General features: G+C 42.3%; 22 protein-coding genes and 1 tRNA gene. 2 read left to right on the forward strand and 21 right to left on the reverse strand.

Annotated elements, in window-relative coordinates; genetic code table 11:
* Positions 1–19: 19 nt before the first annotated feature.
* Both ATH1_RS0103720 and ATH1_RS0103725 read right to left on the reverse strand, forming a co-directional pair.
* Positions 20–1,885: a [Fe-Fe] hydrogenase large subunit C-terminal domain-containing protein gene (locus tag ATH1_RS0103720; protein ID WP_029163944.1), complete on the reverse strand. Its 1,866-nt coding sequence runs from the start codon at positions 1,883–1,885 to the stop codon at positions 20–22.
* 158 nt (positions 1,886–2,043) lie between these two features.
* Positions 2,044–2,307: a (2Fe-2S) ferredoxin domain-containing protein gene (locus ATH1_RS0103725; protein WP_044114856.1), complete on the reverse strand. Its 264-nt coding sequence runs from the start codon at positions 2,305–2,307 to the stop codon at positions 2,044–2,046.
* Positions 2,308–2,409: 102 nt separating this feature from the next.
* Here ATH1_RS0103725 and ATH1_RS0103730 point away from each other — a divergent pair, with 102 nt between their 5' ends.
* Positions 2,410–3,192: a hypothetical protein gene (locus ATH1_RS0103730; protein WP_010417738.1), complete on the forward strand. Its 783-nt coding sequence runs from the start codon at positions 2,410–2,412 to the stop codon at positions 3,190–3,192.
* Between the two features lie 56 nt (positions 3,193–3,248).
* Here ATH1_RS0103730 and ATH1_RS0103735 read toward each other — a convergent pair whose 3' ends face one another.
* The 3 genes from ATH1_RS0103735 to ATH1_RS0103745 form a co-directional block, all read right to left on the reverse strand.
* Complete coding sequence (locus ATH1_RS0103735; RefSeq protein ID WP_010417740.1) at positions 3,249–5,039, reverse strand: NADH-dependent [FeFe] hydrogenase, group A6; 1,791 nt, start codon at positions 5,037–5,039, stop codon at positions 3,249–3,251.
* A 19-nt stretch (positions 5,040–5,058) separates the two neighbouring features.
* Entirely contained in the window at positions 5,059–6,237 is a 1,179-nt protein-coding gene (locus ATH1_RS0103740; protein ID WP_010417742.1) for an NADH-ubiquinone oxidoreductase-F iron-sulfur binding region domain-containing protein, read from the reverse strand.
* Positions 6,238–6,560: 323 nt separating this feature from the next.
* Positions 6,561–7,040 (reverse strand): NADH-quinone oxidoreductase subunit NuoE family protein, encoded by a 480-nt coding sequence (locus ATH1_RS0103745; RefSeq protein WP_010417746.1) that lies wholly within the window; start codon positions 7,038–7,040, stop codon positions 6,561–6,563.
* Positions 7,041–7,354: 314 nt separating this feature from the next.
* Here ATH1_RS0103745 and ATH1_RS18885 point away from each other — a divergent pair, with 314 nt between their 5' ends.
* On the forward strand, positions 7,355–8,041 hold the full coding sequence (locus ATH1_RS18885; RefSeq protein ID WP_010417748.1) for an AlbA family DNA-binding domain-containing protein: 687 nt from the start codon (positions 7,355–7,357) through the stop codon (positions 8,039–8,041).
* A gap of 382 nt (positions 8,042–8,423) precedes the next feature.
* Here the strand turns inward: ATH1_RS18885 and ATH1_RS0103755 are convergent, their stop codons facing one another.
* The 16 genes from ATH1_RS0103755 to ATH1_RS0103835 all read right to left on the reverse strand — a co-directional run bounded on the left by ATH1_RS0103755 (position 8,424) and on the right by ATH1_RS0103835 (position 26,211).
* A complete protein-coding gene (locus ATH1_RS0103755) occupies positions 8,424–8,753 on the reverse strand; it encodes a DUF3467 domain-containing protein (RefSeq protein ID WP_010417751.1) in 330 nt (109 codons plus the stop codon).
* 155 nt (positions 8,754–8,908) lie between these two features.
* Positions 8,909–13,186, reverse strand: coding sequence for a DNA-directed RNA polymerase subunit beta' (rpoC, locus tag ATH1_RS0103760; protein ID WP_010417754.1), 4,278 nt, complete (start codon positions 13,184–13,186; stop codon positions 8,909–8,911).
* Positions 13,187–13,259: 73 nt separating this feature from the next.
* Positions 13,260–17,069 (reverse strand): DNA-directed RNA polymerase subunit beta, encoded by a 3,810-nt coding sequence (gene rpoB, locus ATH1_RS0103765; RefSeq protein WP_010417757.1) that lies wholly within the window; start codon positions 17,067–17,069, stop codon positions 13,260–13,262.
* A 105-nt stretch (positions 17,070–17,174) separates the two neighbouring features.
* The gene (gene rplL / locus ATH1_RS0103770; protein WP_010417759.1) at positions 17,175–17,555 is read right to left on the reverse strand and encodes a 50S ribosomal protein L7/L12; all 381 of its coding nucleotides are present in this window, start codon (positions 17,553–17,555) and stop codon (positions 17,175–17,177) included.
* A gap of 42 nt (positions 17,556–17,597) precedes the next feature.
* Positions 17,598–18,116 carry a 50S ribosomal protein L10 gene (gene rplJ, locus ATH1_RS0103775; protein WP_010417761.1) on the reverse strand — a complete coding sequence of 173 codons (519 nt, stop codon included), beginning with the start codon at positions 18,114–18,116 and terminating at the stop codon, positions 17,598–17,600.
* Between the two features lie 32 nt (positions 18,117–18,148).
* A complete protein-coding gene (rplA, locus tag ATH1_RS0103780) occupies positions 18,149–18,844 on the reverse strand; it encodes a 50S ribosomal protein L1 (protein ID WP_010417763.1) in 696 nt (231 codons plus the stop codon).
* 15 nt (positions 18,845–18,859) lie between these two features.
* A complete protein-coding gene (rplK, locus tag ATH1_RS0103785) occupies positions 18,860–19,303 on the reverse strand; it encodes a 50S ribosomal protein L11 (RefSeq protein ID WP_010417764.1) in 444 nt (147 codons plus the stop codon).
* A 115-nt stretch (positions 19,304–19,418) separates the two neighbouring features.
* Positions 19,419–19,961, reverse strand: coding sequence for a transcription termination/antitermination protein NusG (nusG, locus tag ATH1_RS0103790; RefSeq protein ID WP_010417766.1), 543 nt, complete (start codon positions 19,959–19,961; stop codon positions 19,419–19,421).
* A 27-nt stretch (positions 19,962–19,988) separates the two neighbouring features.
* Positions 19,989–20,183: a preprotein translocase subunit SecE gene (gene secE, locus ATH1_RS0103795; RefSeq protein WP_010417768.1), complete on the reverse strand. Its 195-nt coding sequence runs from the start codon at positions 20,181–20,183 to the stop codon at positions 19,989–19,991.
* A 48-nt stretch (positions 20,184–20,231) separates the two neighbouring features.
* Positions 20,232–20,304 (reverse strand) — tRNA-Trp (locus ATH1_RS0103800).
* 56 nt (positions 20,305–20,360) lie between these two features.
* The gene (gene tuf / locus ATH1_RS0103805; protein WP_010417770.1) at positions 20,361–21,548 is read right to left on the reverse strand and encodes an elongation factor Tu; all 1,188 of its coding nucleotides are present in this window, start codon (positions 21,546–21,548) and stop codon (positions 20,361–20,363) included.
* A gap of 603 nt (positions 21,549–22,151) precedes the next feature.
* Positions 22,152–22,451, reverse strand: coding sequence for a ribosome hibernation-promoting factor, HPF/YfiA family (gene hpf / locus ATH1_RS0103815; protein ID WP_010417773.1), 300 nt, complete (start codon positions 22,449–22,451; stop codon positions 22,152–22,154).
* A gap of 18 nt (positions 22,452–22,469) precedes the next feature.
* Positions 22,470–23,354 carry a tyrosine-type recombinase/integrase gene (locus tag ATH1_RS0103820; RefSeq protein ID WP_010417775.1) on the reverse strand — a complete coding sequence of 295 codons (885 nt, stop codon included), beginning with the start codon at positions 23,352–23,354 and terminating at the stop codon, positions 22,470–22,472.
* Between the two features lie 87 nt (positions 23,355–23,441).
* Positions 23,442–23,633: a 30S ribosomal protein S21 gene (gene rpsU / locus ATH1_RS0103825; RefSeq protein WP_010417777.1), complete on the reverse strand. Its 192-nt coding sequence runs from the start codon at positions 23,631–23,633 to the stop codon at positions 23,442–23,444.
* Positions 23,634–23,843: 210 nt separating this feature from the next.
* Positions 23,844–24,839, reverse strand: coding sequence for a helix-hairpin-helix domain-containing protein (locus tag ATH1_RS0103830; protein WP_010417779.1), 996 nt, complete (start codon positions 24,837–24,839; stop codon positions 23,844–23,846).
* A gap of 52 nt (positions 24,840–24,891) precedes the next feature.
* The gene (locus tag ATH1_RS0103835; protein WP_010417780.1) at positions 24,892–26,211 is read right to left on the reverse strand and encodes a sodium-dependent transporter; all 1,320 of its coding nucleotides are present in this window, start codon (positions 26,209–26,211) and stop codon (positions 24,892–24,894) included.
* Positions 26,212–26,284: the final 73 nt, after the last annotated feature.

Consider the following 26,284-nt stretch of genomic DNA (forward strand, 5'->3'; position numbering starts at 1 on the left):
CAGTTCAGAATAAAGGCTTTTACTTCTTGTCTATCTCAGCATCATCACGTGTTCCCAGCTTTTGCGCTTCAATTATGGATGTTAAAATCTTTTCGGTTTTGGATGCACTCTCACCCAAAAGAAATGCAATTTGCTGAACTGTTTCAAGGTTCTCCCGTATCACCTCGCGAGCCCGTGTCACCACCTCTTCTCTCCTAACTTCCGGAGCTGTAAGGTCGCGTATTATACCCCCCACAATTTTGTTTTTCTCAATAGTAAACACAGAAACATTTAGAATTGAACTTCCAAAAGCCGTATCACGATTCAATAAATCCTGCCCCGATTGCAAAACAGTGGCGAACAATTTGTAAAATGGCACCAGCGACTGCAATTCGGCCCCTTTGAGGCCAGGCACCACTTCATTTATTTGTTGGGCATCTTCACCAATCATATTAATAAAACTATGGTTCGATTCAATAATCTTCAGATTTTCATCAACAATCACCACTCCTGCCCTTATTTTGTTGAGCATAGCTGTAGTAGTTTCGGCAGCAAGTCTGGCTGCTTTCTCCTCTTCTCTGGCCTTCTCTTCGCTCTGTTTGAGTGCTTCCTTTGTTTTCTTGAGTTTCTCATTGGTGGCATTCAACTTTCCAATATAGGTATGCATCTTGCGGATGGTATAGGTATAACACATCTCATAATTGGTAAGTCCCTGACAATAGGCAACGGCAAACTCACGACACGACGGATAACCACACGCCCCGCATCCAAGCTGGTCCTCCACTTTCCCCTTCCCCATCTCATGCAAGACACGCTGAATTTCACTTTCCGAAGGATAAGGTAACCGTTGGTCTCTGGGTTTGAATGAACGCCCCAGGTCAAGGTCGCGAAACGACTCAACCTGTTGTTGCCACGTCTCATAATCGAAATCTCTGAGCCTTTTGTTTACATATTTGATCACCTGGGAACGCCGGTAGAATTTTTTACCGCCAGACGATGTTCCCGGCCCCATGATGCAACCTTCACAATAAAAAAGATCGAGATGCTGCTGTAAACCTATTTCTGTCTTAAATTCCTGTAACGATTGAAGAAAGTTATTTCTTCCTTCAGTAATGATAATGCTGGCGCTAAGTAAGTCCTGATTTATGTCAACAGCCTGAAGCATTCCACGGTTAATAGGGAAAAGTCCGCCTTTCCGACCAATAGGAGGGTCAAAATCGCTGAATTCCACAGAGTTTTCTGTAATACGTTTTTCGGCAAACATTTCTCTCAATTCCAGAAATGTCAGCACAGCATCAGTACGTCCGTCTCCTTTAAAAAAACGAGCATCATCTTTTGCTGCAACACACGCGGTAAGAAAAACTACTTTGGTGTTTTCTCCATATAACTGTCTCGTCACTTTAGCCATAGCCACATAAGGAGGAACTATTGGTGCAAGGTTATCCACCAGTTCCGGATGATATTTTTCAACATAGGACACCACCGGAGGGCAATTTGTACTGATATAGTATTTACCATAAAAATTGTATAATAATTCACGGTAGCGAAAAGAAACGAGGTCAACACCAAAAGCACCCTCCATGACATACGTAAATCCAAGTGCACGGATCATACCCACAAATTTCCGGTAGTCTGTTATATCTACAAATTCAGCCGAAATGGTCGGGTCGCAAATTGCAGCCACCGGGACATCGCCCTCGAGTAAATCCTGAACCATTTTCTTTTCATCACGAACATCAATAGCATTCTGGGAACACATGGTAACACAATTACCACAACCGATACATCTCGACGGCAATATCTCAGCATGCTTGCCTATTATTCTGATGGCCTTGGCCGGACAAACACGAATACAGGTGAGACTTAAATTACATTTATCGGGGTCTGCATGAATTAACTGTACCATAAATAAAAAAACTATATCTACATAGTCTGGACAAGCCAGAACCAACAAGTTATAAAAAATCAAATCCGAATTAGCCTGATAAGCTAACGCTACGCAATTATTTTTGGTTGTCCACGAATTTACGCGAAAATCAGGGGTAAGACACCCAAGACAAAAAACTAATACTCATCGTCTTTCTCTAAAAAGAATTCGTTAAGTATTTCATAAATATTTTCCGAGTTTACATGCTTATATATCTTATCATTGATTTTCAAAATCGGCCCATATTCACAAAGGCCGCCACACAGATCACCATGAAAAAACACCTTATTCTCCAACCCATGTTCCTTAAGATACCCTTTTATTAATTCGAGCGTATGACGGTTGCCCCTTGAAAAACAAGAGCTACCGAGACATATTGTAATATTTGTTTCGTTACTCATGAAGGCTTTCTTAAAGTTTGAAATTGTCAGGATACTCAATAAATTTACATATTTTTGACCAAGGCAGTATGTCCGACCAGTAATTTTTAAACATTCAAAACAATGCCAGCTCTACTAACCGTTATCTCAGCAGACGACCAGTCAAAACAAATCATTGAACTAAGTTACAAACTGGGACGGCTATTGAACTACGAACCACTAATCACCACCTGCAATGATCGCGAACTGTGCCTGAAAAAACAGCTCGAAAGTGAGAATTATGAAGTGTCGGGGTCCGAAAAAGATTTTTTTCAGGTGATATCTGCATGGCTTGAAAATCCTTTGCCTGATATTTCGTTGATCATAGTTCCGCAAACAGTTGTCAACATCAATAAAACATACAAAGCTACCCGCTTTTTTTCCGGTTGCAGGATGTTAAAAGTCCCCTATCTTATACTTCCTGAAAAAGTTAATGTGTCATGGCACCCAAGACACATTTTTTTCCCGGTTTGCACCCGGGATGGTGAAAAGGAAGCTTCGACATGGGCCGGTTCATGGACAAAGGCAAACAACAGTGAAATTACCATCCTGCATCCTGAATTCAGATGTAAGGAAAACCAACGCAGTTTATGGCGGCTGCTCGTCTTCATTCAACGGCTGTTCGACAATTCAAATGTTCCGTATCAGACCATAATAGCCGGAACCCGGAAAAAAGAAACCAACAACAAAGCCCTTGAAGAAGCAAAAAAAACGCCCGACAGTTTATTAATTGTTCCTGCCACCCGGCTGAATTCTCCCGAATATATTTTTACCGGGCCCCCCGAAATCAGATTATTAAAAAACCGGGGAAATACCCCGGTCCTTTTTGTTAATCCGCGTCATGATATGTACGTACCATGCAGTTAATGCTCCCTGAAGCCAATATTAATGAGTTCACTACTAATGAACTCTCCATGTAGCATTCAGTATCTTTCACGCGTTGTATAAGTCGTGTGCAACAATTCGTGCGATTTGTGTCCAAGGGGTTCTATAAGAAATTCGTCATACAATTGAATGATTTCGGGGTTTTCATGTGATTTCCGAATTTTCTTTCCTGCATCTTCTCTGTAGATAGCCTCGGCACGTTTTTGCCTTATTTCGGGAGAAGTGGGTAAGGGCTGGCCGCCACCTCCCAGGCATCCTCCGGGACAAGCCATGATCTCGATAAAATGGTAATCGGCCTTCCCGTCTCTAACCGATTCCATCACTTTTTTTGCATTGGAAAGCCCGTGGGCAACACAGGTTTTCACTTCCACCCCGTCGAGAAAGTCCCATTCGGGTAATGGGTTTTCAATTTTGACGGACGCTTCTCTTACATTCTCCATACCTCTGACAGGCATAATATTAAGTCCTTCAAAAGGGACTTCCCGTCCTGTCACAACTTCATAAACAGTCCGCAGTGCCGCTTCCATAACACCACCGGTAGCACCAAAAATAACACCTGCACCGGAACTTTCACCCATAATACTGTCGTAGTCATCGTCAGGAAGCGAACTGAAGTCAATCCCTGCCTGTTTAACCATCAGGGCCAATTCACGGGTTGTTACTACATAATCAACATCCTGATATCCCGATGCTCTCATCTCCGGCCGGTTGGCTTCAAATTTCTTGGCTGTGCATGGCATCACCGAAACACTTACCATTTTTGCCGGATCGACACCAATCTTCTTGGCATAAAAGGTTTTGGCCAAAGCGCCAAACATCTGTTGCGGTGATTTGGCTGTTGACACATGTTCCAGGAAATCGGGGAATGTATGCTCGATAAATTTGATCCAGCCCGGAGAGCAGGAAGTTGTCATTGGCAATTTCACATTCGGGTCTTTGTCTTTCAATGCCATTTTCAGGCGTTGAAGCAACTCGTTCCCTTCTTCAATAATTGTCAGGTCGGCCGAAAAATCTGTATCCAGCACAGAATTAAATCCAATTCGCCGCAGCGCTGCAACCATTTTGCCGGTTACAATTTCCCCGGGTTCCATATCCAATGCTTCACCAAGCGCTATTCTGACAGCCGGAGCTGTTTGTACAACAACAAATTTGTCCGGATCATATATAGCATCCCAGACTTCATTGATATAGGTCTTCTCAGTAAGAGCTCCGGTGGGACATCGGTTAACACACTGACCGCAATTGGTGCAGACCACTTCATAAATGGGTCTGTCAAAAAAAGTTGAGATTTTCATTTTTCCCCCCTTGTGAGCAACGGTCAACGCCCCTACACTTTGAATCTGATCGCAGGTACGCACACAGCGCTGACAGCGGATACATTTTGAGTCATCCTTTATTATAGAAGGAGAAAACTCATCAACGGTGTAACCTTTTAGCGGAACAAGCGGGATATACCCGCTTTCACCTACAATATATTCATTAGTCAGGGCCTGCAATTCGCAATTTCCATTTTTGTAACAGGTGGTACATTCTGCCCTGTGCTCCGAAATCAGCAGTTCAATAATTTGTTTCCTGGCAGTACGCACTTTGAGGCTGTTGGTATGAATTTCCATACCCTCACTAACTGGTGAGGCACAGGCCGGAAGCAGGCGGTCGGCACCACTTTGCTCTACAACGCAAACCCTGCAGTTTCCGGCCACACACAAATCTTCATGATGACAGAGCGTGGGAATGCGCACATTGATCATCTTTGCTGCTTCAAGAATAGTGGTTCCGGCATCCACCGAAACGCTGAGATTATCTATTTTTAAATTAACTTTTTCCTTCATAATAAACCCGGATTTGGCATTAATAAATCATTTCTTCACGGAAGTTTTCAACAATAGAACTGAACGAATTGGCCACCGACTGACCTAAACCACATTTTGCCGTAATACGCATGGTCTCAGCCAGCGAAAGAAGCTCATCCAGATAACCTGAAGGCTTATCGCCCCGTTTCACAGCTTCAATACCCAGCAACAATTGCTGAGTCCCGACACGGCAAGGCGTGCATTGGCCACAACTCTCTTCTACAAAAAAGTCGAGATAATTGTGAAGAACATTATACATCGAACGTGATGAATTAAATATCATCATGGAACCACCAGTGGGGAGTGAAATACCGGTTAATTTCCCCCTGTAACCAATCTTGGTATTTTCAAAGCGCTTTCGGGGCACGCAAAATCCGGCAGCTCCTCCCACTTGAACAGCTTTGGCATCTCCGTCTCCAAAATCATCCACGAATTTCTGGAGAGTCATCCCAAATTCAAGTTCATAGATACCAGGGATGGGAGTATCACCACTCACTGAGAATACTTTGCTTCCACGGCTGTCCTTCACCCCAAGATCACGGAATTTTTCCGGCCCGTATTTAAAAATTGAATAGGTATGAGCCAATGTTTCCACATTATTAATCACAGTTGGACCACCCAGGTAACCGGCATCTGTCGGATATGGTGGTTTATTGCGCGGTTCTCCACGGTGTCCTTCCATACTTTCGAAAAGTGCCGTTTCTTCACCACAGATGTATGCACCACAACCCAGGAATATTTCAATACGAAATGGCAGCTTCAACTTATCAAGCAAAGCATGAAATTCATCGATGGCTTTGTTCAGTTCCGGAACCAGAAATTTATATTCTCCGCGAAGATAGATATATCCCTTTTGTGAACCGATAATCCTTGCACATATAGCCATACCGGTCATCACCTTATGGGGAACGCTTGAAAGTATTTCACGATCCTTAAATGTACCCGGTTCACCCTCGTCGGCGTTGCAAATCACATATTTGTTCTCTCCTTTAGCTTCCGCCGTAAGCTTCCATTTCAACCCTGTTGGAAAACCGGCACCTCCGCGACCTTTCAAGCCGGAACTAATTAAATCTTCAATCAATTCTTCGTTGGTTCGTGACAACGATTTGGAAAGAATGGCTTCGGCATCATGCTCATTCTTAAAGATCAGATCGAGACGTTTCAGACTTTTATTCATAACCAGAATGTTTTCATCCGTATATAATTTATTTATTAAGGTCGGATGTAACTCGCATGCAAGAATTTATACATATTCTTATTGTGGCAATCTTTGCCATGCTCGTTTCATCAGTATAAAATAAGTCTAAGTCATTGGCCTGATGGAACTCGCATGATTGATTCTATACATAAACTTTTGTGACAAACCTTGTCATGCTCGTTTCATCAGTATAAAATTAGTCTAAGTTATTGGTCTGATGGAACTCGCATGATTGAGATTTATACATGTCCTTTTGAGACAAACCTTGTCATGCTCGTTTCATTCGTATATAAAATACCTGCTCATGCAGAGGCCTGCTCCTGAAGGCGGTATTCGTTGATAATATCTTTAACTTTCCCGGGAGTAAGCTCGGTATAAACCACATTATTAATAAGCATGGCCGGGCCTTTATGACATTGGCCCAGACAATTGGTCTCTTTCAGTGTAAATAGCCCGTCAGCAGTTGTTTCTCCTACTTTTATCTTCAAAAGATCCTGAAGCGCTTCAATAACCAGATTTTTCCCATGCATCATGCAAGTGATTGTTTTACATACCCGAATCACATATTTGCCACACTGCTTTGTTTCGAGAAAAGAATAGAAGGTGGCGGTTCCATATACCCGGGCTGCCGATATGTCTAACTCACGGGCTATTTCAATCATCACATCATCCGCAATCAAATGCTGATCCTCATAAACATTTTCGAGTATGGGTAACAGATTTTCCTCCTTCCGGCCGTAGCGATCAGCAAGCTTTTTCACGTAATCTTTTGATGGAAGCATAACACTGATTTTAATACAATAAACAAATTGAAGATTTTTTTCTTTATTAAAGTTGAATTAATTGATGGAGTTTTGCTATGACTTATATCATGTTTTTAACACATAACCCATAACAAAGTCAATTTTAATTTATTCTAAACACAAGTAATTTGTGCAGAAATTAAAATCTCATTCGTATAAAATTAGTCTAAGTTATTGGTCTGAAGGAACTCACATGCAAGAACTTATACATATTCTGTTGTGGAAAACGTTGCCATGCTCGTTTCATTTTCCCCTTAATTTTCCCGAAATTTGTAACCAAAAGGAAAAAAGAAGTGAACAGGTATTTGAAAAGCAGGATTGCAGAAGGTGAGCATCTTCAGCAGGATTTTAAGTACGCCATTAACGACAGCAAAAAAATTGCACGTTCTTTGGCTGCTTTTGCCAACACTGAAGGAGGGCGGTTGTTAGTCGGAGTAAAAGACAACGGACGTATTGTCGGGGTATCATCCGACGAAGAATACTACATGATTGAAGCAGCTGCCAAACGCTATTGCCGGCCTGCCGTTGACTTTGAATTACACGAATGGCATATTGAAGGAAAAACAGTTGTTGAAATTGTCATTCCCAAAAGCGATAAAAAGCCACATAAAGCCCCCACAAAAGAGGGAAAGTATAAGGTATATGTAAGGGTCAACGATAAAAATCTTCTGGCCAACCGTATATTGCTTAAGGTTTGGATGCGTCAAAAAAGAAACCGGGGCACTTTTTTCCAATTGCAGGAGCCTGAACAAATATTACTCACATGGCTCAACAATGAAGACAAATACATCACGCTTTCTAAATTCACACGCATCGCAAAAATTTCGCGCAAAAAAGCCGAAAAAATACTGGTCAATCTCATCGTTCTTGGCATAATTGATATAAAGCTAACCGAAAACGGAGCATTCTATGCCCTGAAAGAACAATTTAAAAAAAGTCCCGATAAAACAGAAATAAAGGATGTTCAAAAACTTATATAAACAGACACTAAAAAATTCTTTAATTCATCCGTATAAAATTTATTTATTAAGGGCGGATGCAACTCGCATGCAAGATTTTTACATATTCTTATTGTGGGAAACCTATCTATGCTCATTTCATCTTAAATCTTATATCTAAAAATCTGATAATCTATTAAGGCAAACCTTGTCATACTCGTTTCATCTAACTAAAATCATAAACTGATCAAAACATGAAATTGACATACTCCCGTTGTTTTTTTGAGCATGTCACTACCATCAAACCCCACTACTGACTAATGACTAATGACTAATGACTAAAAACTAATGACTAAAAACTAATGACTAACCTCTGCCTGCCGGTTACTTTTATCTCCTTAGCTTTAAGCAACTCCGGTAAAGTTCACGCTTGACCGGCGGGGCCGAAATTCATAGGCGGGAAGTCCCCCTGATCCCCATGGCCGCCAATACTCTTTATGGGTCCGTAGTTTTCTTCGAATCTTGCCACATTATCTTTCAAGGCCTGCAACAAACGCTTGGCATGTTCCGGGGTAAGCACAATTCTTGATTTCACGGAAGCCTTTGGAACTCCCGGCATAATACGGGCAAAATCGATCACAAATTCCGATGGAGAATGACTTATGATAGCCAGATTAGAATAGATGCCCTGAGCTACTTCGGGATTAAGCTCAATCTTCATTTGTCCCTTTTTGTTGTTGTTTTGGTCTTCCATATTTTGACTTTTTAAAGTTTTGACCATTAAATCAGGTTAAAGATATTGAATTTAGACGAATTCGATGTCCCTTAAAATGACAAAAGCGCGATTTCCAGAAAAGAAAATCGCGCTTTTTATATCAATGGTTCGTAATTAAACAATTACGTCCCTTTTTATTCATCCGTAATCTGTTCCGATTCGCGCTTATTAACCAGTTTATCGTATTCTTCCTGGGAACCTACGATAATTTTATCGTACTCCCGCAAACCGGTACCGGCAGGAATCAGATGGCCACAGATCACATTTTCCTTCAAACCGTCGAGGTTGTCCACCTTACCCTGGATGGCAGCTTCGTTAAGAACCTTGGTTGTTTCCTGGAAGGAAGCAGCCGACATAAAGCTCTTCGTCTGCAATGCAGCCCGGGTAATTCCCTGTAGTACCTGACTGGACGTTGCAGGTACGGCATCGCGAGTCTGAACAAGCTTCAGGTCCTTACGCTTCAACTGAGAATTTTCATCTCTCAAACGGCGGGCTGTAACAATCTGTCCGGGACGCAGTGTTGTTGAATCTCCTGAATCAATAACTACCTTTTTACCCCAGATTTCATCGTTTTCCTCCATAAACTCAATCTTATCAACGAGCTGCTTTTCGAGGAATTTGGTATCGCCCGGATCATCAATTTCAACTTTACGCATCATCTGACGGACAATGATCTCGAAATGTTTATCGTTGATTTTTACACCCTGCAGACGATATACATCCTGAACTTCGTTAACAATATATTCCTGCACGGCAGTAGGTCCTTTAATGGCAAGAATATCAGCGGGTGTAATAGCACCATCTGAAAGTGGTGTACCTGCACGAACATAGTCGTTTTCCTGAACAAGAATCTGTTTTGATAATGGAACCAGGTACTTTTTCACCTCGCCATTCTTGGATGTCACAATGATTTCACGATTACCACGCTTAATCTTTCCAAACACCACTTCGCCGTCAATCTCGGAAACAACTGCCGGATTGGAAGGATTTCTGGCCTCGAACAGCTCCGTAACTCTGGGCAAACCACCTGTAATATCACCTGAACGTCCCACAGCACGAGGTATCTTGGCGATTGTTTCACCCTGTTTAACCTGATCCCCTTCATCAACAGCAATGTGAGCACCCACAGGGAGGTTATAAACTTTCAGGGTTTCACCTTTGGAATCTTTAATATGAACGGCAGGGTTTTTCGTTTTGTCACGTGTTTCAATGATCACCTTCTCTCTGTAACCGGTCTGTTCATCCGACTCCTCTTTGAAGGTAATCCCGTCAATCATATTTTCAAATGAAACGGTACCCGATTTTTCTGTAATAATGAGGGCATTAAAAGGATCCCACTCACAAATCAAATCTCCCTTTTTCAATTCAGCACCATTCTTAATAAAAAGCTTGGCCCCATAAGGGATAGGCTGGGTTGTGAGCGAAATATTAGTGTTTTTATCTACAATTCGTAACTCTGCCAAACGTCCGATCACCACATCGACATCAAGTCCTTCTTCTGTCGTATAAGGTACGGTTCTTAATTCGTCAAACTCAGCAATTCCCTCATACCTGGCAAGCATGCTGTTCTCGGAAGTTACGTTTGAAGCCGTACCACCAACGTGGAATGTACGCAGGGTCAACTGAGTTCCAGGTTCACCAATTGACTGGGCTGCAATGACACCAACAGACTCCCCTTTGTGCACCATCTTACCAGTGGCTAAGTTACGGCCGTAGCACTTGGCGCACACGCCTTTCTTGGACTCACATGTAAGTACCGAACGTATTTCTACTCTTTCAATTGGAGATTCTTCAATAATCCGTGCAGCTTCCTCGTCAATCTCATCTCCGCTTTTCACAATAATGTCGCCGGTATGGGGATGATAAACATCATGTACCGAAACTCTTCCGAGAATACGCTCATAAAGAGAAGCAACAACCTCTTCATTGCTCTTAATAGCGATGGCAGTAAGTCCGCGCAATGTTCCGCAATCCTCTTCATTAATGATAACATCCTGCGAAACATCAACCAATCGACGGGTCAGATAACCGGCATCTGCTGTTTTCAGAGCGGTATCAGCCAAACCTTTCCGGGCACCGTGAGTAGAAATAAAGTACTCAAGAACGGAAAGTCCCTCTTTGAAGTTTGACAAAATCGGGTTTTCAATAATCTGCCCACCGTCGGCACCTGATTTCTGGGGTTTTGCCATCAGACCACGCATGCCGGAAAGCTGTCGTATCTGTTCTTTTGATCCACGGGCCCCGGAGTCGAGCATCATGAAAACAGAGTTGAACCCATCCTTGTCGGAACTCAACTGATTCATGAGTGTTTGTGTCAGACGGGCATTGACGTGTGTCCAGATATCAATAATCTGGTTATAGCGCTCATTGTTCGTGATGAATCCCATGTTATAGTTGTTCATCACTTCTTCCACTTCCTTGTATCCATCATCAACAAGAGTGGTTTTCTCGGCAGGAATAATCACATCCTGAAGATTAAATGACAGTCCGCCTTCAAAAGCCAACCGGTAACCAAGAGATTTAATATCATCGAGGAAAGCGGCTGTTCTCGGGGTGCCACAAACTTTATGAACACGTCCGATAATATCACGCAAAGCTTTCTTTGTCAGCAGGGTATTGATATATCCGACCTCTTCGGGAACATATTCATTGAACAATATGCGGCCAACCGTGGTATCGAGCATTACCTCAACAAGCTCACCTTCTTCATTAAGGTCGCGGGTTTTCACCTTCACCCTGGTATGCAATTCTACTTTACCCTCATTATAGGCAATCTTTGCTTCCTCGGGCGAATAGAAAACCAAACCCTCGTTGAGTGCTCCCGGTCTGGCCTTGGTCATGTAATACAACCCAAGCACCATGTCCTGAGACGGCACAGTAATAGGAGCACCATTGGCCGGGTTCAGAATATTCTGACTGGCCAGCATCAACATTTGCGCTTCAAGAATGGCAGCATTTCCCAAAGGAAGGTGCACTGCCATCTGGTCACCGTCGAAGTCGGCGTTAAAAGCCGAGCAGGCAAGCGGATGTAACTGAATGGCTTTACCCTCAATCAGCTTGGGTTGGAATGCCTGAATACCTAACCTGTGCAATGTTGGAGCACGGTTCAACAATACCGGGTGTCCTTTCAGCACATTTTCCAGAATGTCCCAGACAACAGGGTCTTTTCTGTCAACAATTTTCTTGGCAGATTTAACAGTCTTAACAATTCCCCTTTCAATTAATTTACGAATGATGAAAGGTTTATAGAGTTCGGCAGCCATATCTTTCGGCAGACCGCATTCATGCATTTTCAACTCGGGACCAACCACAATAACAGAACGGGCTGAATAATCAACACGTTTACCCAAAAGGTTTTGACGAAAACGCCCCTGTTTTCCTTTAAGGCTGTCGCTAAGAGATTTCAGCGGACGGTTAGCATCTGTCTTAACTGCATTTGATTTGCGCGAGTTATCAAAAAGCGAATCCACAGCTTCCTGAAGCATACGTTTTTCGTTGCGTAAAATGACCTCAGGTGCTTTGATTTCGATCAGCCGCTTTAACCTGTTGTTCCGGATAATTACTCTGCGATAAAGGTCATTAAGATCGGAGGTAGCAAAACGTCCACCGTCCAAAGGTACAAGCGGTCTCAACTCCGGTGGGATTACGGGCACGACTTTCACAATCATCCATTCGGGACGATTCACCCCTTTAGATTCACGGAAAGATTCAACCACCTGCAATCGCTTAAGCGCTTCATTTTTGCGCTGCTGTGAAGTTTCGTTGCTGGCTTTGTGACGTAACTCATAAGACAATTCGTCCAAATCGAGACGCGACAAGATCATATGCAACGCCTCGGCACCCATTTTGGCAATAAATTTATTGGGGTCTTCATCATCCAGATGCTGATTGTCTTTTGGTAAACTGTCGAGGATATCGAGATATTCCTCCTCCGTCAGGAAATCCATATATTTAACACCATCGGCAGCAGTCACCCCTGGTTGAACCACCACATACCGCTCATAATAAATAATGGAGTCGAGTTTTTTTGTAGGCAAACCCAACAAATAGCCAATTTTGTTGGGAAGCGACCGGAAATACCAGATATGTGCCACAGGAACAACAAGGGAGATGTGTCCCATACGTTCGCGTCGCACTTTCTTTTCGGTCACTTCAACACCACAACGGTCGCATACAATGCCCCGGTAACGGATACGTTTATATTTTCCGCAATGACATTCATAGTCCTTAACAGGCCCAAAAATGCGTTCGCAGAACAACCCGTCCCGTTCGGGTTTATATGTACGATAGTTAATTGTTTCAGGTTTAAGTACTTCACCGCTGGATCTTTCGAGAATTTCCTCGGGAGAAGCCAAACCTATTGTAATACGGGAAAAATTACTCTTGACTTTCTGATCTCTTCTGAATGCCATATATAGCCGAGTATTAGAAATTTAAAATTAAAAAAGCATAGTGTGCTGCCTGTAGCAACACACAGCCTGAGTACTATTCAAGATTCACACTCAATCCAAGACCACGCATTTCATGCAGCAACACATTGAGTGATTCGGGAATTCCCGGCATGGGAAGCGGGTCTCCCTTCACGATGGTTTCGTAAGCTTTAGCGCGACCGACGACATCATCGGACTTAACGGTAAGTATTTCCTGAAGAATATGGGAGGCTCCGAAAGCCTCAAGAGCCCATACCTCCATCTCACCAAAACGCTGTCCGCCAAACTGAGCTTTACCACCCAAAGGCTGCTGTGTAATCAATGAGTAAGGTCCGATAGAACGGGCATGCATTTTATCCTCGACCATGTGGCCAAGTTTCAGCATATAGATAACGCCCACCGTTGCGGGCTGGTGAAATCTTTCACCGGTACCTCCGTCATAAAGATATGTTTTGCCGAAATCCGGCAATTTAGCTTTTCTTGTCCATTCAATGAGGTCCTCATTTGAAGCACCGTCGAAAATAGGGGTCGCAAATTTCACACCAAGAACTTCTCCGGCCCAACCAAGTACGGTCTCGTAAATCTGACCAAGGTTCATCCGCGAAGGCACTCCCAGTGGATTCAACACAATATCGACAGGTGTTCCGTCCTCAAGGTATGGCATATCTTCCTGACGAACAATTCTGGAGATGATACCTTTGTTACCATGCCGACCGGCCATTTTATCACCAACCGTTATTTTTCTCTTCTTGGCAATATAAACTTTGGCCAGCTGGACAATTCCGGCAGGCAGTTCATCTCCTATTGTAAGATTATATTTCTGTCTTTTCTCTTTAGCATCAAGCTCTTTATATTTCATCCTGTAATTGTGGATGACCCTCTGTATGAGCTCATTCTTTTCCTTATCGGTAGTCCATTTATTTGGATTAACCGTATTATAATCCAACTCCTGAAGTATTTTCTGGGTAAACTTGGTCCCTTTGGAAATCAGGTCTACTCCCAGATAATCTTTAACTCCCTGGCTGGTCTTACCATTAATCAAAGAGAATAGTTTATCGACGAGCCGGCCCTTCAATTCTTCAGCAGCACGATGAAATTCCTGCTCAATTTTAGCCAGAGCCGGTTTATCGCTGGTACGATTCTTCCGATCTTTAAGAACCCTTGAAAAAAGTTTTTTATCGATAACTACACCCGACAATGAGGGCGACGCTTTAAGAGAAGCATCCTTAACATCCCCGGCTTTTTCTCCAAAGATTGCTCTCAGAAGTTTTTCTTCCGGTGTAGGATCGCTCTCTCCTTTGGGGGTAATTTTACCGATCAGAATATCGCCTGGCTTAACGTGAGCACCAATCCGGATCAACCCATTTTCGTCGAGTTCTTTCGTTGCATCTTCGCTCACATTGGGAATATCCGCGGTTAACTCTTCCAAACCACGTTTGGTATCACGCACCTCAAGTGAATATTCATCAATATGAACAGAAGTGAACACATCCTCCCTGACTAAACGTTCGGAGATAACGATGGCATCTTCAAAGTTGTACCCCTTCCATGGCATGAAGGCCACTTTCAGGTTACGTCCCAACGCCAGCTCTCCGTTTTGTGTTGAATACCCCTCGGTAAGGATTTGTCCGGGTTCTATCCGGTCGCCCTTTTTCACGAGCGGTTTCATATCAACACAGGTACTCTGGTTGGTCTTTTTATATTTTGTCAGTGCATATCGTTTTGTTTCGGGCTCAAAGCTAACAAAACGTTCTTCCTCAGTAAGATCGTAGCGAACAACAATTTCCTGGGCATCAACATATTCCACAACACCATAACCTTCAGAAACAATCTGAGTTCTTGAATCGCGGATCAGGATTCCTTCCAGCCCGGTTCCCACGATAGGCGACTCGGGACGAAGCAAAGGAACAGCCTGACGCATCATGTTTGATCCCATCAAAGCGCGGTTGGCATCATCATGTTCAAGGAAAGGAATCAGAGATGCCGCTACCGATGCAATCTGGTTGGGCGCCACGTCCATCAGGGCAATTTCTTCGCGGTCGATAAGTGGGAAATCCCCATCATGACGGGCCTTAACTTTACTATTCACAAAACGCCCGTCATCATCAAGCGGAGCATTGGCCTGGGCAATAATCTTCGCCTCTTCTTCCTCAGCGGTCAAATAAAAAACACCCTCATTGGATAGATTGACCTTACTGGTTTCAACTTTACGGTAGGGTGTTTCTATAAACCCAAGATTATTGACCTTTGCAAACACACAAAGTGAAGATATCAGACCAATATTGGGGCCTTCAGGGGTTTCGATGGGACAGAGTCGTCCATAATGGGTATAATGAACGTCCCTCACCTCGAAACCGGCTCTTTCGCGAGACAAACCACCCGGACCGAGCGCAGACATCCGTCGCTTATGCGTAATCTCAGCCAACGGATTGGTCTGATCCATGAACTGAGACAAAGCGTTGGTTCCAAAGAAACTGTTAATAACAGAAGACAATGTTTTACTATTGATAAGATCGATAGGCGTAAATACCTCATTGTCACGCACATTCATGCGCTCGCGAATGGTACGGGCCATACGGGCAAGTCCGACACCGAACTGATTTGCCATTTGTTCGCCCACCGTACGTACACGACGATTGCTCAGATGGTCAATATCGTCAACTTCAGTTTTTGAATTAATCAACTCAATCAGGTACTTAATAATAGCGATCATATCGTCGCGTGTAAGTACCTTGGTTTCAAGATCAATATTCAGATTCAGTTTTTTATTCAGGCGGTAACGTCCGACATCACCCAAATCGTAACGCTTGTCGGAGAAAAACAATTTGTCAATCACATCGCGTGCCGTAGCCTCATCAGGCGGTTCCGCATTTCTTAATTGCCTGTAGATGTGAACAACAGCCTCTTTCTCAGAGTTACACGGGTCTTTTTGCAGCGTATTATATATAATAGCGTAATCGGACAGATTTTGATCCTCCTTATGAAGGAGGATTGTTTTGGCTCCCGCGTCTATAATTTCATCAATATGCTCATCCTCAAGAACGGTTTCGCGGTCAATAATCACCTCATTCCGTTCAATAGAAACGACCTCGCCGGTATCTTCATCTACAAAATCCTCTATCCAGGTTTTCAGAACCCGGGCAGCAAGTTTTCGACCGACGACTTTTTTAAGAGCAGTTTTAGAAACCTTAACCTCATCAGCGAGGTCAAAAATTTCAAGAACATCCTTATCGCTTTCGTAACCAATAGCCCGCAATAATGTGGTAACCGGCAGTTTTTTCTTACGATCGATGTAAGCATACATCACATTATTAATGTCGGTTGCAAATTCAATCCATGATCCTTTAAAAGGAATGATGCGGGCTGAATAAAGTTTTGTGCCGTTTGCATGGACACTTTGTCCGAAGAAAACTCCGGGTGATCTATGCAACTGAGAAACGATGACCCGCTCGGCCCCATTAATAATAAAGCTACCTTTATCAGTCATGTATGGTACAGTGCCCAAATAGACATCCTGTACAACAGTATCAAAGTCTTCGTGTTCCGGATCGGTACAATATAATTTCAGTTTGGCTTTCAGGGGCACACAATAAGTCAATCCTCTTTCAACACATTCTTCAATGGTATATCGAGGCGGGTCAACACCATAATCCAGAAATTCCAGAACAAAATTGTTCCGGGTATCGGTAATTGGAAAATTCTCCATGAAAACCTGCCATAACCCCTCATTTTTCCTTTCCTCGGGGGTTGTACCCATCTGAAAAAATTCACGGAAAGATTTTAACTGAATTTCCAGAAAATCGGGATAGTCCAGTTGGTTTTTGATGGTAGCAAAGCTAATCCTTTCGGTAGTAATTGGAGTCATCTATCAACAAATTATTTGAACTTAAACATATAAGCATAAAAAGGTTTAGGATCCCGTAAAAACGGGTTCCTAAACCGTAAACGTATTCAGGTATATTTTTCCTGTCTACTTAAGTTCAACTTCCGCTCCAGCTTCTTCTAATTGAGATTTAAGACTTTCAGCTTCTTCTTTAGAGACCTTTTCTTTGATGGGAGCAGGTGCTTTATCCACGAGCTCTTTAGCTTCCTTCAGACCAACACCGGTAACTTCTTTAACAAGTTTAACGATAGCCAGTTTAGATCCACCGGGCGACTTCAGGATCACATCGAATTCAGTTTGCTCGGCAGTGGCGCTTTCTTCGCCACCGGCAGCAGCACCACCGGCTACTGCTACGGCTGCAGCAGCAGGTTCAATTCCATATTCTTCTTTTAAAGTATCAGCAAGTTCATTCACTTCTTTAACAGTCAAATTTACCAATTCTTCTGCAAGTTTCTTAATATCTGCCATTGTCTTAGGTATTAAAAAATTTCAATTTCAGTTTGTAAAAAATTATTCCTTTTCACTAAGGGTTTGAAGAATTCCGTGAATTTTAGTTCCACCGGATTGCAAGGCAGAGATAACGTTCTTCGCAGGCGACTGCAGAAGACCGATAACCTCGCCCAGTAATTCTTCTTTAGACTTAATTTTAGTAAGCACTTCCAGTTGATCACTGCCCAAATACACAGATTCCTCAACGAAAGCTCCCTTAAAAACAGGGAGTTCGGTTTTTTTCTGGAATTCTTTGATTAATTTGGCAGGAACATTTCCTGTATTACAGAAAAGAACAGCCGAAGTGCCTTTAAAGGCATCGTCTAAGCCTTCCACCTTCTTGTCGCTTTGCTCAAGAGCCAGTTTAAAGAGGGTGTTTTTCACCATCATCATCTTAATATCCTTCTTGAAGCATTCGCGACGAAGATTGCTGGTCTGGCCGGCATTTAAACCAAGTGTATCCGTGACGTAGAAGTGACTATACTCATTGATTTTGTCCGACAGCTCTTTAATAAGTGCGCTTTTATCTGTCTTTTTCATGATTCCTAATACTCTTCAGTTAACATTAAACTTTAAACCTCCACCGATTTTGCTTCGACAGGAATACCGGGACTCATGGTACTTGAGAGCGTAATGCTCTTAATGTAGGTTCCCTTAGCGGCTGAAGGCTTCAGCTTTTGGATAACACCTACAAATTCACGCACATTTTCAGCGAGTTTATCGGGCGAAAAAGAAACTTTTCCTACAGTAGAATGTACAATACCGTACTTATCTACTTTAAAGTCAATTTTACCGGCCTTTACTTCACTAACAGCTTTGGCAATATCCATGGTAACGGTACCACTTTTGGGGTTGGGCATCAGACCGCGTGGTCCGAGTATCCGTCCCAGAGCACCAATTTTGGCCATTACACTGGGCATGGTAATGATAACATCAAAATCGAGCCAACCTTCTTTGATTTTATCAATATACTCGTCGAGCCCAACATAATCGGCACCTGCAGCTTTAGCTTCTTCTTCCTTATCCGGAGTACACAACACCAGAACGCGTGTTTCTTTTCCGGTACCATTAGGAAGCGTCACAACACCGCGTACCATTTGATTGGCTTTTCGGGGATCCACGCCAAGTCGGATGTCAATATCAACAGAGGCATCAAACTTGCTTTTGGTAATCTCCTTCACCAATTTGGCAGCATCTTCAATAGGATATTGCTTTCCGGCTTCGATCTTTTCTAACGCTAACTTTCTATTTTTTGTTAGTTTTGTCATTGTTGCAAACGGATTTTAATTGTTAACCGGAAAATCACCCTCAACAGTGATTCCCATACTTCTGGCGGTACCAGCAATCATCCTCATTGCAGAATCGACAGTAAAACAATTCAAGTCGCTCATTTTGTCTTCGGCAATGGCCTTTACCTGTTCCCAGGTAACCGAGGCCACTTTTTTACGGTTGGGCTCGGGGGAGCCTGATTTAATTTTTGCCGACTCCAGAAGCTGAACAGCAGCAGGTGGAGTTTTTACAACAAAATCGAATGATTTGTCTTTATAGACAGTAATAACAACAGGCAAAACCTTGCCGGCTTTTTCCTGCGTTCGAGCGTTGAATTGCTTACAGAATTCCATAATGTTCACCCCTTTGGCTCCTAATGCGGGTCCTACGGGGGGTGAAGGATTTGCTGCGCCACCTCTGATCTGAAGTTTGATTAAAGTCTCTACTTCTTTAGCCATTGTAGCAATTCATGTTGGTTATTAATAATCAGGATTACAAGAACAAGAACTTTTTCACCTGCAGAGGCAATTACTTTAAATTGCCCTGGAAGCTCCGCTGCCGGATGAGACGTGCTTATTCTTTTTCTACCTGTAAAAAGCTTAATTCAAGCGGCGTTTTTCTACCGAAAATCTTTACCATGACTTTCAGTTTGCGCTTCTCTTCGTTCACTTCTTCAATAACTCCGTTAAAGCCGTTGAATGGACCGTCTATAACTTTTACAGTCTCGCCGACATAAAACGGCACATTGATTTCTTCTTCGGTTTCAGTAAGCTCATCCACTTTCCCTAACATACGGTTCACTTCAGATTCCCGCATTGGAACAGGGTGATCATCGCCCAAGAAACCAATAACATGTGTAATATTCTTAAGAATATGAGGAATTTCTCCCACAAGTGCAGCTTCAATAAATACATACCCTGGATAAAAAGTTCTTTCTTTGCTGATCTTTTTACCGTTACGTATTTGAAAAACTTTCTCGGTGGGTATTAAAACCTGGCTGACATAGTCCTGAAGGTTCCGGCTGGCAATTTCACTTTCTATAAATTCTTTGGCCTTTTTTTCCTTTCCCGTAACAGCCCGGACTACATACCACTTCTTCTGAATATCTTCACTCATAGGAACAATTCCTTCTTCCTTGTTATTTTAATAAAATTGCTGATAAACCCACTGTAACAGGTGGTCAAAAGAAAAATCCATCACGTAAACTACTGCGGCAATGATTACGGAGGCAATCATCACAACAATAGCACTGTTTTGTAATTCGGGCCAGGTTGGCCAGGAAGTTTTATTAACCAATTCCTGATAAACATCCTTAAAATAGGCCTTTATCTTTTCCATACTTCTTCTTGTGCTTTTGTCTGCTCTTTACCTGCAAACACATTAATGCACGGGAGGAGAGACTCGAACTCCCGACACCTGGTTTTGGAGACCAGTGCTCTACCAACTGAGCTACACCCGTGTTCAAAGGAGGGAGCAGAAAAAGCTGCTCCACCCTGCTTTATTCAGAATATTTTATTATTCCAAAATTTCGGTTACCTGTCCGGCGCCTACTGTACGACCGCCTTCGCGGATAGCGAAACGCAGACCTACATTCAATGCAACGGGATAGATAAGATCAACGGTAATGGTCACGTTATCACCGGGCATAACCATCTCAGTGCCTTCCGGCAATGTAATTTCACCGGTAATATCCAGAGTACGCAGGTAGAACTGCGGACGGTATTTGTTATGGAACGGAGTGTGACGTCCACCTTCTTCTTTCTTCAAGACATAAACCTCAGCCTTAAACTTGGTGTGAGGTGTGATTGAACCAGGCTTGGCCAATACCATTCCACGCTTAACTTCTTTTTTGTCAATACCGCGGAGCAACAGACCTACGTTATCACCAGCCTGACCTTCGTCCAGAATTTTACGGAACATTTCAACTCCTGTACAAACGGTTTTCTTTCCTTCGGCTCCGAGTCCAATGATTTCCATTTCATCACCGGTATGAATAATTCCGGTCTCAATACGACCGGTAGCAACAGTACCCCGTCCGGTAATTGAAAAGATATCTTCGATTGGCATCAGGAAAGGTTTCTCGTTGTCACGCTCGGGAGTGGGGATCCAATTATCAACGGCATCCATGAGTTCCATGATTTTTTCTTCCCACTTCTCATCACCTTCCAGCGCACCAAGAGCTGATCCCTTAATAACAGGTGCATTTTCACCATCGAATTCGTAGAAGCTCAACAGATCGCGAACTTCCATCTCAACCAACTCGATCAGTTCCTCGTCATCGACCATATCCACTTTATTAAGGAATACAACGATGCTGGGTACGTTCACCTGACGTGCCAGAAGGATGTGCTCGCGGGTTTGAGGCATAGGACCGTCAGTAGCGGCCACAACCAGAATAGCGCCGTCCATCTGGGCAGCACCGGTAACCATGTTTTTCACATAGTCGGCGTGACCAGGACAATCAACGTGAGCATAGTGACGCTTCTCAGTCTGGTATTCTACGTGAGCTGTGTTAATGGTAATACCCCGTTCCTTTTCTTCAGGGGCATTGTCAATTGCATCAAATTCTTTGAATTCGGACCAACCTTTCTTTGCCAACACTTTTGTGATAGCAGCAGTCAGAGTAGTTTTACCATGGTCTACGTGACCAATGGTACCGATATTAACGTGAGGCTTCGTCCTTTGAAATGTTTCTTTAGCCATAACTCGAAATTATTAGACAATTAGATATAAATTGAAACCACTTATTTATTATAGAATCTTCAAAAAACTGAATATCAAGCGAGAAAACTCATTCTCTTTTTGCTTAAACAGTGTTTTACCCTCATTTTGCGGGGCATAAAGATAAACATTTTCAAGGCAATAATCCATAAAAACATCTCTTTTTTCCAAAAAATCAGATAACTAAAGGCTGATCTTTGATTAAAAAAGAATCACTTTCAGATGCCATAAACCCCTTTCCTATTCATTTTAATAGGCTGATTATCACTCATAACCAGCCTATTAAAATCAATTCCGACAGCTATTCGAGCTACCGAAAACGGTGTGCAAATGTATAATATTTTTCAAATAGCGCCAAAAAATAACGCACTCTTTTTAACCTGATGATTAATCACTGTCTGTACATAAAGTGTCATTCACTTTGTCAGGCTTGTCCGAAAATTACTCATCCCGATATTTCGGAACTCTGGATTTTCGGCCTTCGCACGTCCCCGATGATATCGGGGCAGGCATTGTAAATAACAATTTCTGAACAGACACACAAATTAAAAGATTCAAAGCCTGCTTCAAAGACACGCACTAAAATTATTTTGCCTTTAATTTTTCTTTCCTCTTATCCAATTGTTTACGTAATGCATCACAAGCCAAGTCAACAGCTTCCTCGAAAGTCTTACTTTGTTTTTTAGCGAACAAATTGTTCCCCGGAATATCCAGCTCAATGTCAACCAGTTTATTCTCACTGGTTTCCGACTTATCGAGCCGAAGTATAATCTCGGCACCGATAATATCGTCTGAAAACTGGTCTAACTTCCCGACCTTTTGCCGGATAAAGTCCTCAAGCCTCGAAGATGCATCAAAGTGCACTGATTGAATCCTAATGTCCATAGACTTTCCTCCATTATTTTATGCCCTCGGATGGGCCTGATTATAAATTGATGATAATTGTTCAAAAGTATTATGTGTATAAATCTGGGTGGCATTTAAATTTGCATGTCCCAGTAATTCCTTGATGGCATTGATATCAGCCCCTCTGTTCAAAAGAATTGTGGCATAGGTATGTCTTAAGATATGCGGACTTTTTTTGGCTAATGTTGTCACAGATTTTAAGTGCTTATTAACAATACGATAAACCAATTTATGGTATACTGCCTTTCCTTTATCGGTTAGAAAAAAGGCCGGAAATTTTTCAGCGCCAAACGTTTTATTTCTAACACTGATATATTCATTAACAGAATGGATGGTACTTCGGTTTACAGGCACAAGCCGTTCTTTGTTTCTTTTTCCCAAAACCTTTACCAAACCGGATTTTAAATCAAAATCACTGTCCCTCAGCGCAACCAATTCGGACAGTCGCATTCCTGTTCCATAAAAAAGGTCAATGATGGTACGGTCGCGAATGCCAGTATAATCATCTGAAAATAAAACGTGATCAAGCAAAAAATCCATTTCTTTTTCCTTGACAAAGTCGGGCAAATTTTTAGGGATTTTTGGCAGTACCACTCCCTCAACCGGAGAGGATGACATTATTTCTTCACGCAACAAATACTTGAAATAAGCCCTCAACGAAGCAACTTTTCGATGAATGGATCGCGGTTTTAAATTATTGTAGTGAAGGGTAACCACCCAATCGCGAATAAAACGGGTTTTTATCCCGCGTTCATCATCAATCCCCATATCTTCCATATATTGCCCGAACTGCCGGAGATCGGCTTCGTAAGCAATCAGGGTATGCCTGGAACTTCGTTTTTCGTATTTAAGATAACTTAAAAAAGAATCGATATATTGCATAAAAAAACGCCTGACATTTCAACTTATAGTGTTAACGAATATACGAAAAAACCATTGAAAAGTCAGGCGTTTTAAATGAGAAATTCTCTATTCATTGTCTTCCTGAAGCTTCTGAATATAAGCTGCTTTTTTTATCTTTTCGCGCCTGCGAACAGATGGCTTTATAAAAGCCTGTCGGTTACGAATTTCACGCATTGTACCAGTCTTCTCAAACTTACGCTTAAATTTTTTCAGAGCTCTTTCTATGTTTTCTCCTTCTTTAACAGGAACTACTATCATAATTTAAACTTTTAAAATTTCAATAATGTAAAAAAATCCTCAAGCAAATAAGAAAAACAACTCATCTGCAAAAAACAGCAAACAAAAATTATTCCTTTTTTTTATCAAAAAGTTAACAACCTCCAATCTTTTAGATGTTTATTGCGGTCTTCTTTATCCGCACCTGAAAATTCCGGTGCAAAGAAAATGAAGTTTTCCGATTGAAACAAGTTAATTCTCAATTTTTTGTTCCGTGATTATCTCATTTTCATCAAAAAAATTGAAATAAGGAACAATCTTTTCATAAGTTTTCCCGTCAATCGATTCTATTCGCTTCAGTTCTTCGACAGAAGTAATGTCACCATTGCGTTTTCGGTATTCAACAATATCGCGTGCCTGATAAAAGTTGAGATAGGGATGCTTCCTTAAATAACGAACCGATGCCTTGTTAATATCCATCTTCCGGTAAGGTTGTTTATTGACGACCAAATAGTGACGGATGCTTTCATAAAGTTCTTTCGATATTCCGTAAACCTCACAAACCTGCTCCTTGTGATAAAAGCCACCCAAAAGTTCCCGATAATTTATGATCCGTTCTGACAACACGTCACCAATTCCGCGTAATTGTTTTAAAGCGGATGCAGTAGCACTATTGAGTTCGATAACGTAAGCGGTATCCGAAAGATGATCAGACGCATTGTTACCTTCTTTCGAATCATCAAAATCAGAGTAAGAAACTTCCGGCACCGTTGAAATGCTTTCTGATTGTTCGTGCTGCTGATAAAGACTTATTTGTTCTGCCTGACCGGAAAAACAGACAAACTGACTTAATTCTTTTGCAAGAAGCGAATCCAGACCATAAATTCTGCCAATATCACCGGGTTCAGAGAAACTACCGCCCGATTCAAGATATTTGACCCAGTTAATGATGACATAATGAGGCAATCCCATACGGTCGAGCTCTGTCACAGTAACATGATTAGGATCGAAAGGTTTGAAGTGATATGAATTATTGTGTCGATGGCTTTTTTCATGAGAGCCGGGTAAATCTTCAGCTGCATTTTCCGGCTCAATGTATTGAGAAACATCAGATATAATGTTCATCTCAGGTGGTTCCCATACCAACACCATTAAAAATCTGAAACTGACCAGCATGAGCATCAATACAGCCAAAAGAATGATACCGTATTGTTCTTTCCGGGTAAAGGCAAGCCAATCTTTCCACATTGGTTTTTATTGCCAAAATAGTAAAAACCAAATAATCAGTCAACACAATTTTTTAAATCCATCCTAATCCCTTAAGAAAAACCAGCGCAATAGCTACCGGCGCAACAAACTTAATAATAAACAAAAACCCTTTATAGTAGTGCGCTTTTCGTCCGTCGGCTTCAATTTCTTCGCGAGGCATAGTTGGTCCTATCACCCAGCCGACAAAGATTACAATCAGCAGTCCGCCAAGCGGAAGAAGGATGTTGGAAGAAAACTTGTCAAAAACATTGAAAACAGACGAATTAAATGCACAAACAATTCCAAGAATGCCGGTAATGCCTGCAGCAATCCATGTAGCACGCTTTCGTTTTAGTTTCAGTTCCTCCGTAAAATAAGCCACCACCACTTCGAGTAAAGATATGGAGGAAGTAAGCGCAGCAATGGTGAGCAAAACAAAAAACAATAATCCGAAAAAGTAGCCTCCAACCATCTGGTTGAAAATATTGGGCAGAGTAATAAAAACCAGCCCGGGTCCCTGATTCGGTGCCATATCAAAAGCAAAAGCTGCCGGAAAAATGGCCACCCCGGCAAGAACGGCAATGAGCGTATCGGCCAGGGAAACAGAGAGTGCTGTTCCGCCAAGGCTCTCGCTCTTCTTTATATAGGAACCGTAGGTAACAATAACACCCATACCAATACTTAACGAGAAAAATGCCTGTCCCAGCGCTTCCAAAACCACATCGGAAGTTATTTTGGAAAAGTCGGGATTAAAAAGAAATGCCAGTCCTTCGGATGCTCCCTCTAATGTAACAGAACGGACAATGAGAATTAAAATTATCAGCAACAGCAAGGGCATCAATACTTTAGTGTATTTCTCAATACCCTTTTCAATACCCGATCTGACAATATAGGCGGTTGCCCCGAGAAAAAGAAGTGTCCAAAAAACAGAAAGGCCTTTGGTGGCCTGAACATTCTCAAATGTTTCGATCATTCCGCCCGGTGTATTACCTGCCAAAGAATTTGTCAAACTAAGATATACATAGTGTAAAGTCCAGCCGGCCACAACCGAATAAAAAGCAAGAATCAGAAAAGCTGCACCAACCCCCATTACACCAATCAGATACCAGAACTGCCCGGGAGCCAGTTTACGGAATGCTCCAAAAACATTAAGCTGAGCCCTTCGTCCTATGAGCAACTCGGAAATCATAACCGGGACGCCTATTATGAGCACAAATGCCAGATAAACGAGTAAAAATGCACCGCCACCGTTTTCCCCCAAAACATAAGGGAATCTCCAAATATTTCCCAGTCCGATTGCAGACCCTGCCGCAGCAGCAATAATTCCAAACTTGTTGGTAAAACTATCTCTGGATGGAGTATTAGAGGACATAAAAATGCTTTCTATGAGTCCACACCTTAACCCAACTTGTCATCTTGCTATCATAAAATTCTGTATTCCAGTC

Origin of the sequence: Anaerophaga thermohalophila DSM 12881, from assembly GCF_000191885.1 — a bacterium.
GTDB lineage: Bacteria > Bacteroidota > Bacteroidia > Bacteroidales > Marinilabiliaceae > Anaerophaga > Anaerophaga thermohalophila.

Coding starts and splice junctions, on each gene's coding strand:
- ATH1_RS0103820 (WP_010417775.1), bottom strand. CDS start 23,354: ATGCAATATATCGATTCTTTTTTAAGTTATCTTAAATACGAAAAACGA.
- rplL (WP_010417759.1), bottom strand. CDS start 17,555: ATGGCAGATATTAAGAAACTTGCAGAAGAATTGGTAAATTTGACTGTT.
- rpsU (WP_010417777.1), bottom strand. CDS start 23,633: ATGATAGTAGTTCCTGTTAAAGAAGGAGAAAACATAGAAAGAGCTCTG.
- tuf (WP_010417770.1), bottom strand. CDS start 21,548: ATGGCTAAAGAAACATTTCAAAGGACGAAGCCTCACGTTAATATCGGT.
- rpoC (WP_010417754.1), bottom strand. CDS start 13,186: ATGGCATTCAGAAGAGATCAGAAAGTCAAGAGTAATTTTTCCCGTATT.
- ATH1_RS0103720 (WP_029163944.1), bottom strand. CDS start 1,885: ATGGTACAGTTAATTCATGCAGACCCCGATAAATGTAATTTAAGTCTC.
- rplA (WP_010417763.1), bottom strand. CDS start 18,844: ATGACAAAACTAACAAAAAATAGAAAGTTAGCGTTAGAAAAGATCGAA.
- rplJ (WP_010417761.1), bottom strand. CDS start 18,116: ATGAAAAAGACAGATAAAAGCGCACTTATTAAAGAGCTGTCGGACAAA.
- nusG (WP_010417766.1), bottom strand. CDS start 19,961: ATGAGTGAAGATATTCAGAAGAAGTGGTATGTAGTCCGGGCTGTTACG.
- secE (WP_010417768.1), bottom strand. CDS start 20,183: ATGGAAAAGATAAAGGCCTATTTTAAGGATGTTTATCAGGAATTGGTT.
- ATH1_RS0103830 (WP_010417779.1), bottom strand. CDS start 24,839: ATGTGGAAAGATTGGCTTGCCTTTACCCGGAAAGAACAATACGGTATC.
- ATH1_RS0103735 (WP_010417740.1), bottom strand. CDS start 5,039: ATGAAGGAAAAAGTTAATTTAAAAATAGATAATCTCAGCGTTTCGGTG.
- ATH1_RS0103740 (WP_010417742.1), bottom strand. CDS start 6,237: ATGAATAAAAGTCTGAAACGTCTCGATCTGATCTTTAAGAATGAGCAT.
- ATH1_RS0103835 (WP_010417780.1), bottom strand. CDS start 26,211: ATGTCCTCTAATACTCCATCCAGAGATAGTTTTACCAACAAGTTTGGA.
- hpf (WP_010417773.1), bottom strand. CDS start 22,451: ATGGACATTAGGATTCAATCAGTGCACTTTGATGCATCTTCGAGGCTT.
- ATH1_RS0103730 (WP_010417738.1), top strand. CDS start 2,410: ATGCCAGCTCTACTAACCGTTATCTCAGCAGACGACCAGTCAAAACAA.
- ATH1_RS0103725 (WP_044114856.1), bottom strand. CDS start 2,307: ATGAGTAACGAAACAAATATTACAATATGTCTCGGTAGCTCTTGTTTT.
- rpoB (WP_010417757.1), bottom strand. CDS start 17,069: ATGACTCCAATTACTACCGAAAGGATTAGCTTTGCTACCATCAAAAAC.
- ATH1_RS0103755 (WP_010417751.1), bottom strand. CDS start 8,753: ATGGAAGACCAAAACAACAACAAAAAGGGACAAATGAAGATTGAGCTT.
- ATH1_RS0103745 (WP_010417746.1), bottom strand. CDS start 7,040: ATGCTTCCATCAAAAGATTACGTGAAAAAGCTTGCTGATCGCTACGGC.
- rplK (WP_010417764.1), bottom strand. CDS start 19,303: ATGGCTAAAGAAGTAGAGACTTTAATCAAACTTCAGATCAGAGGTGGC.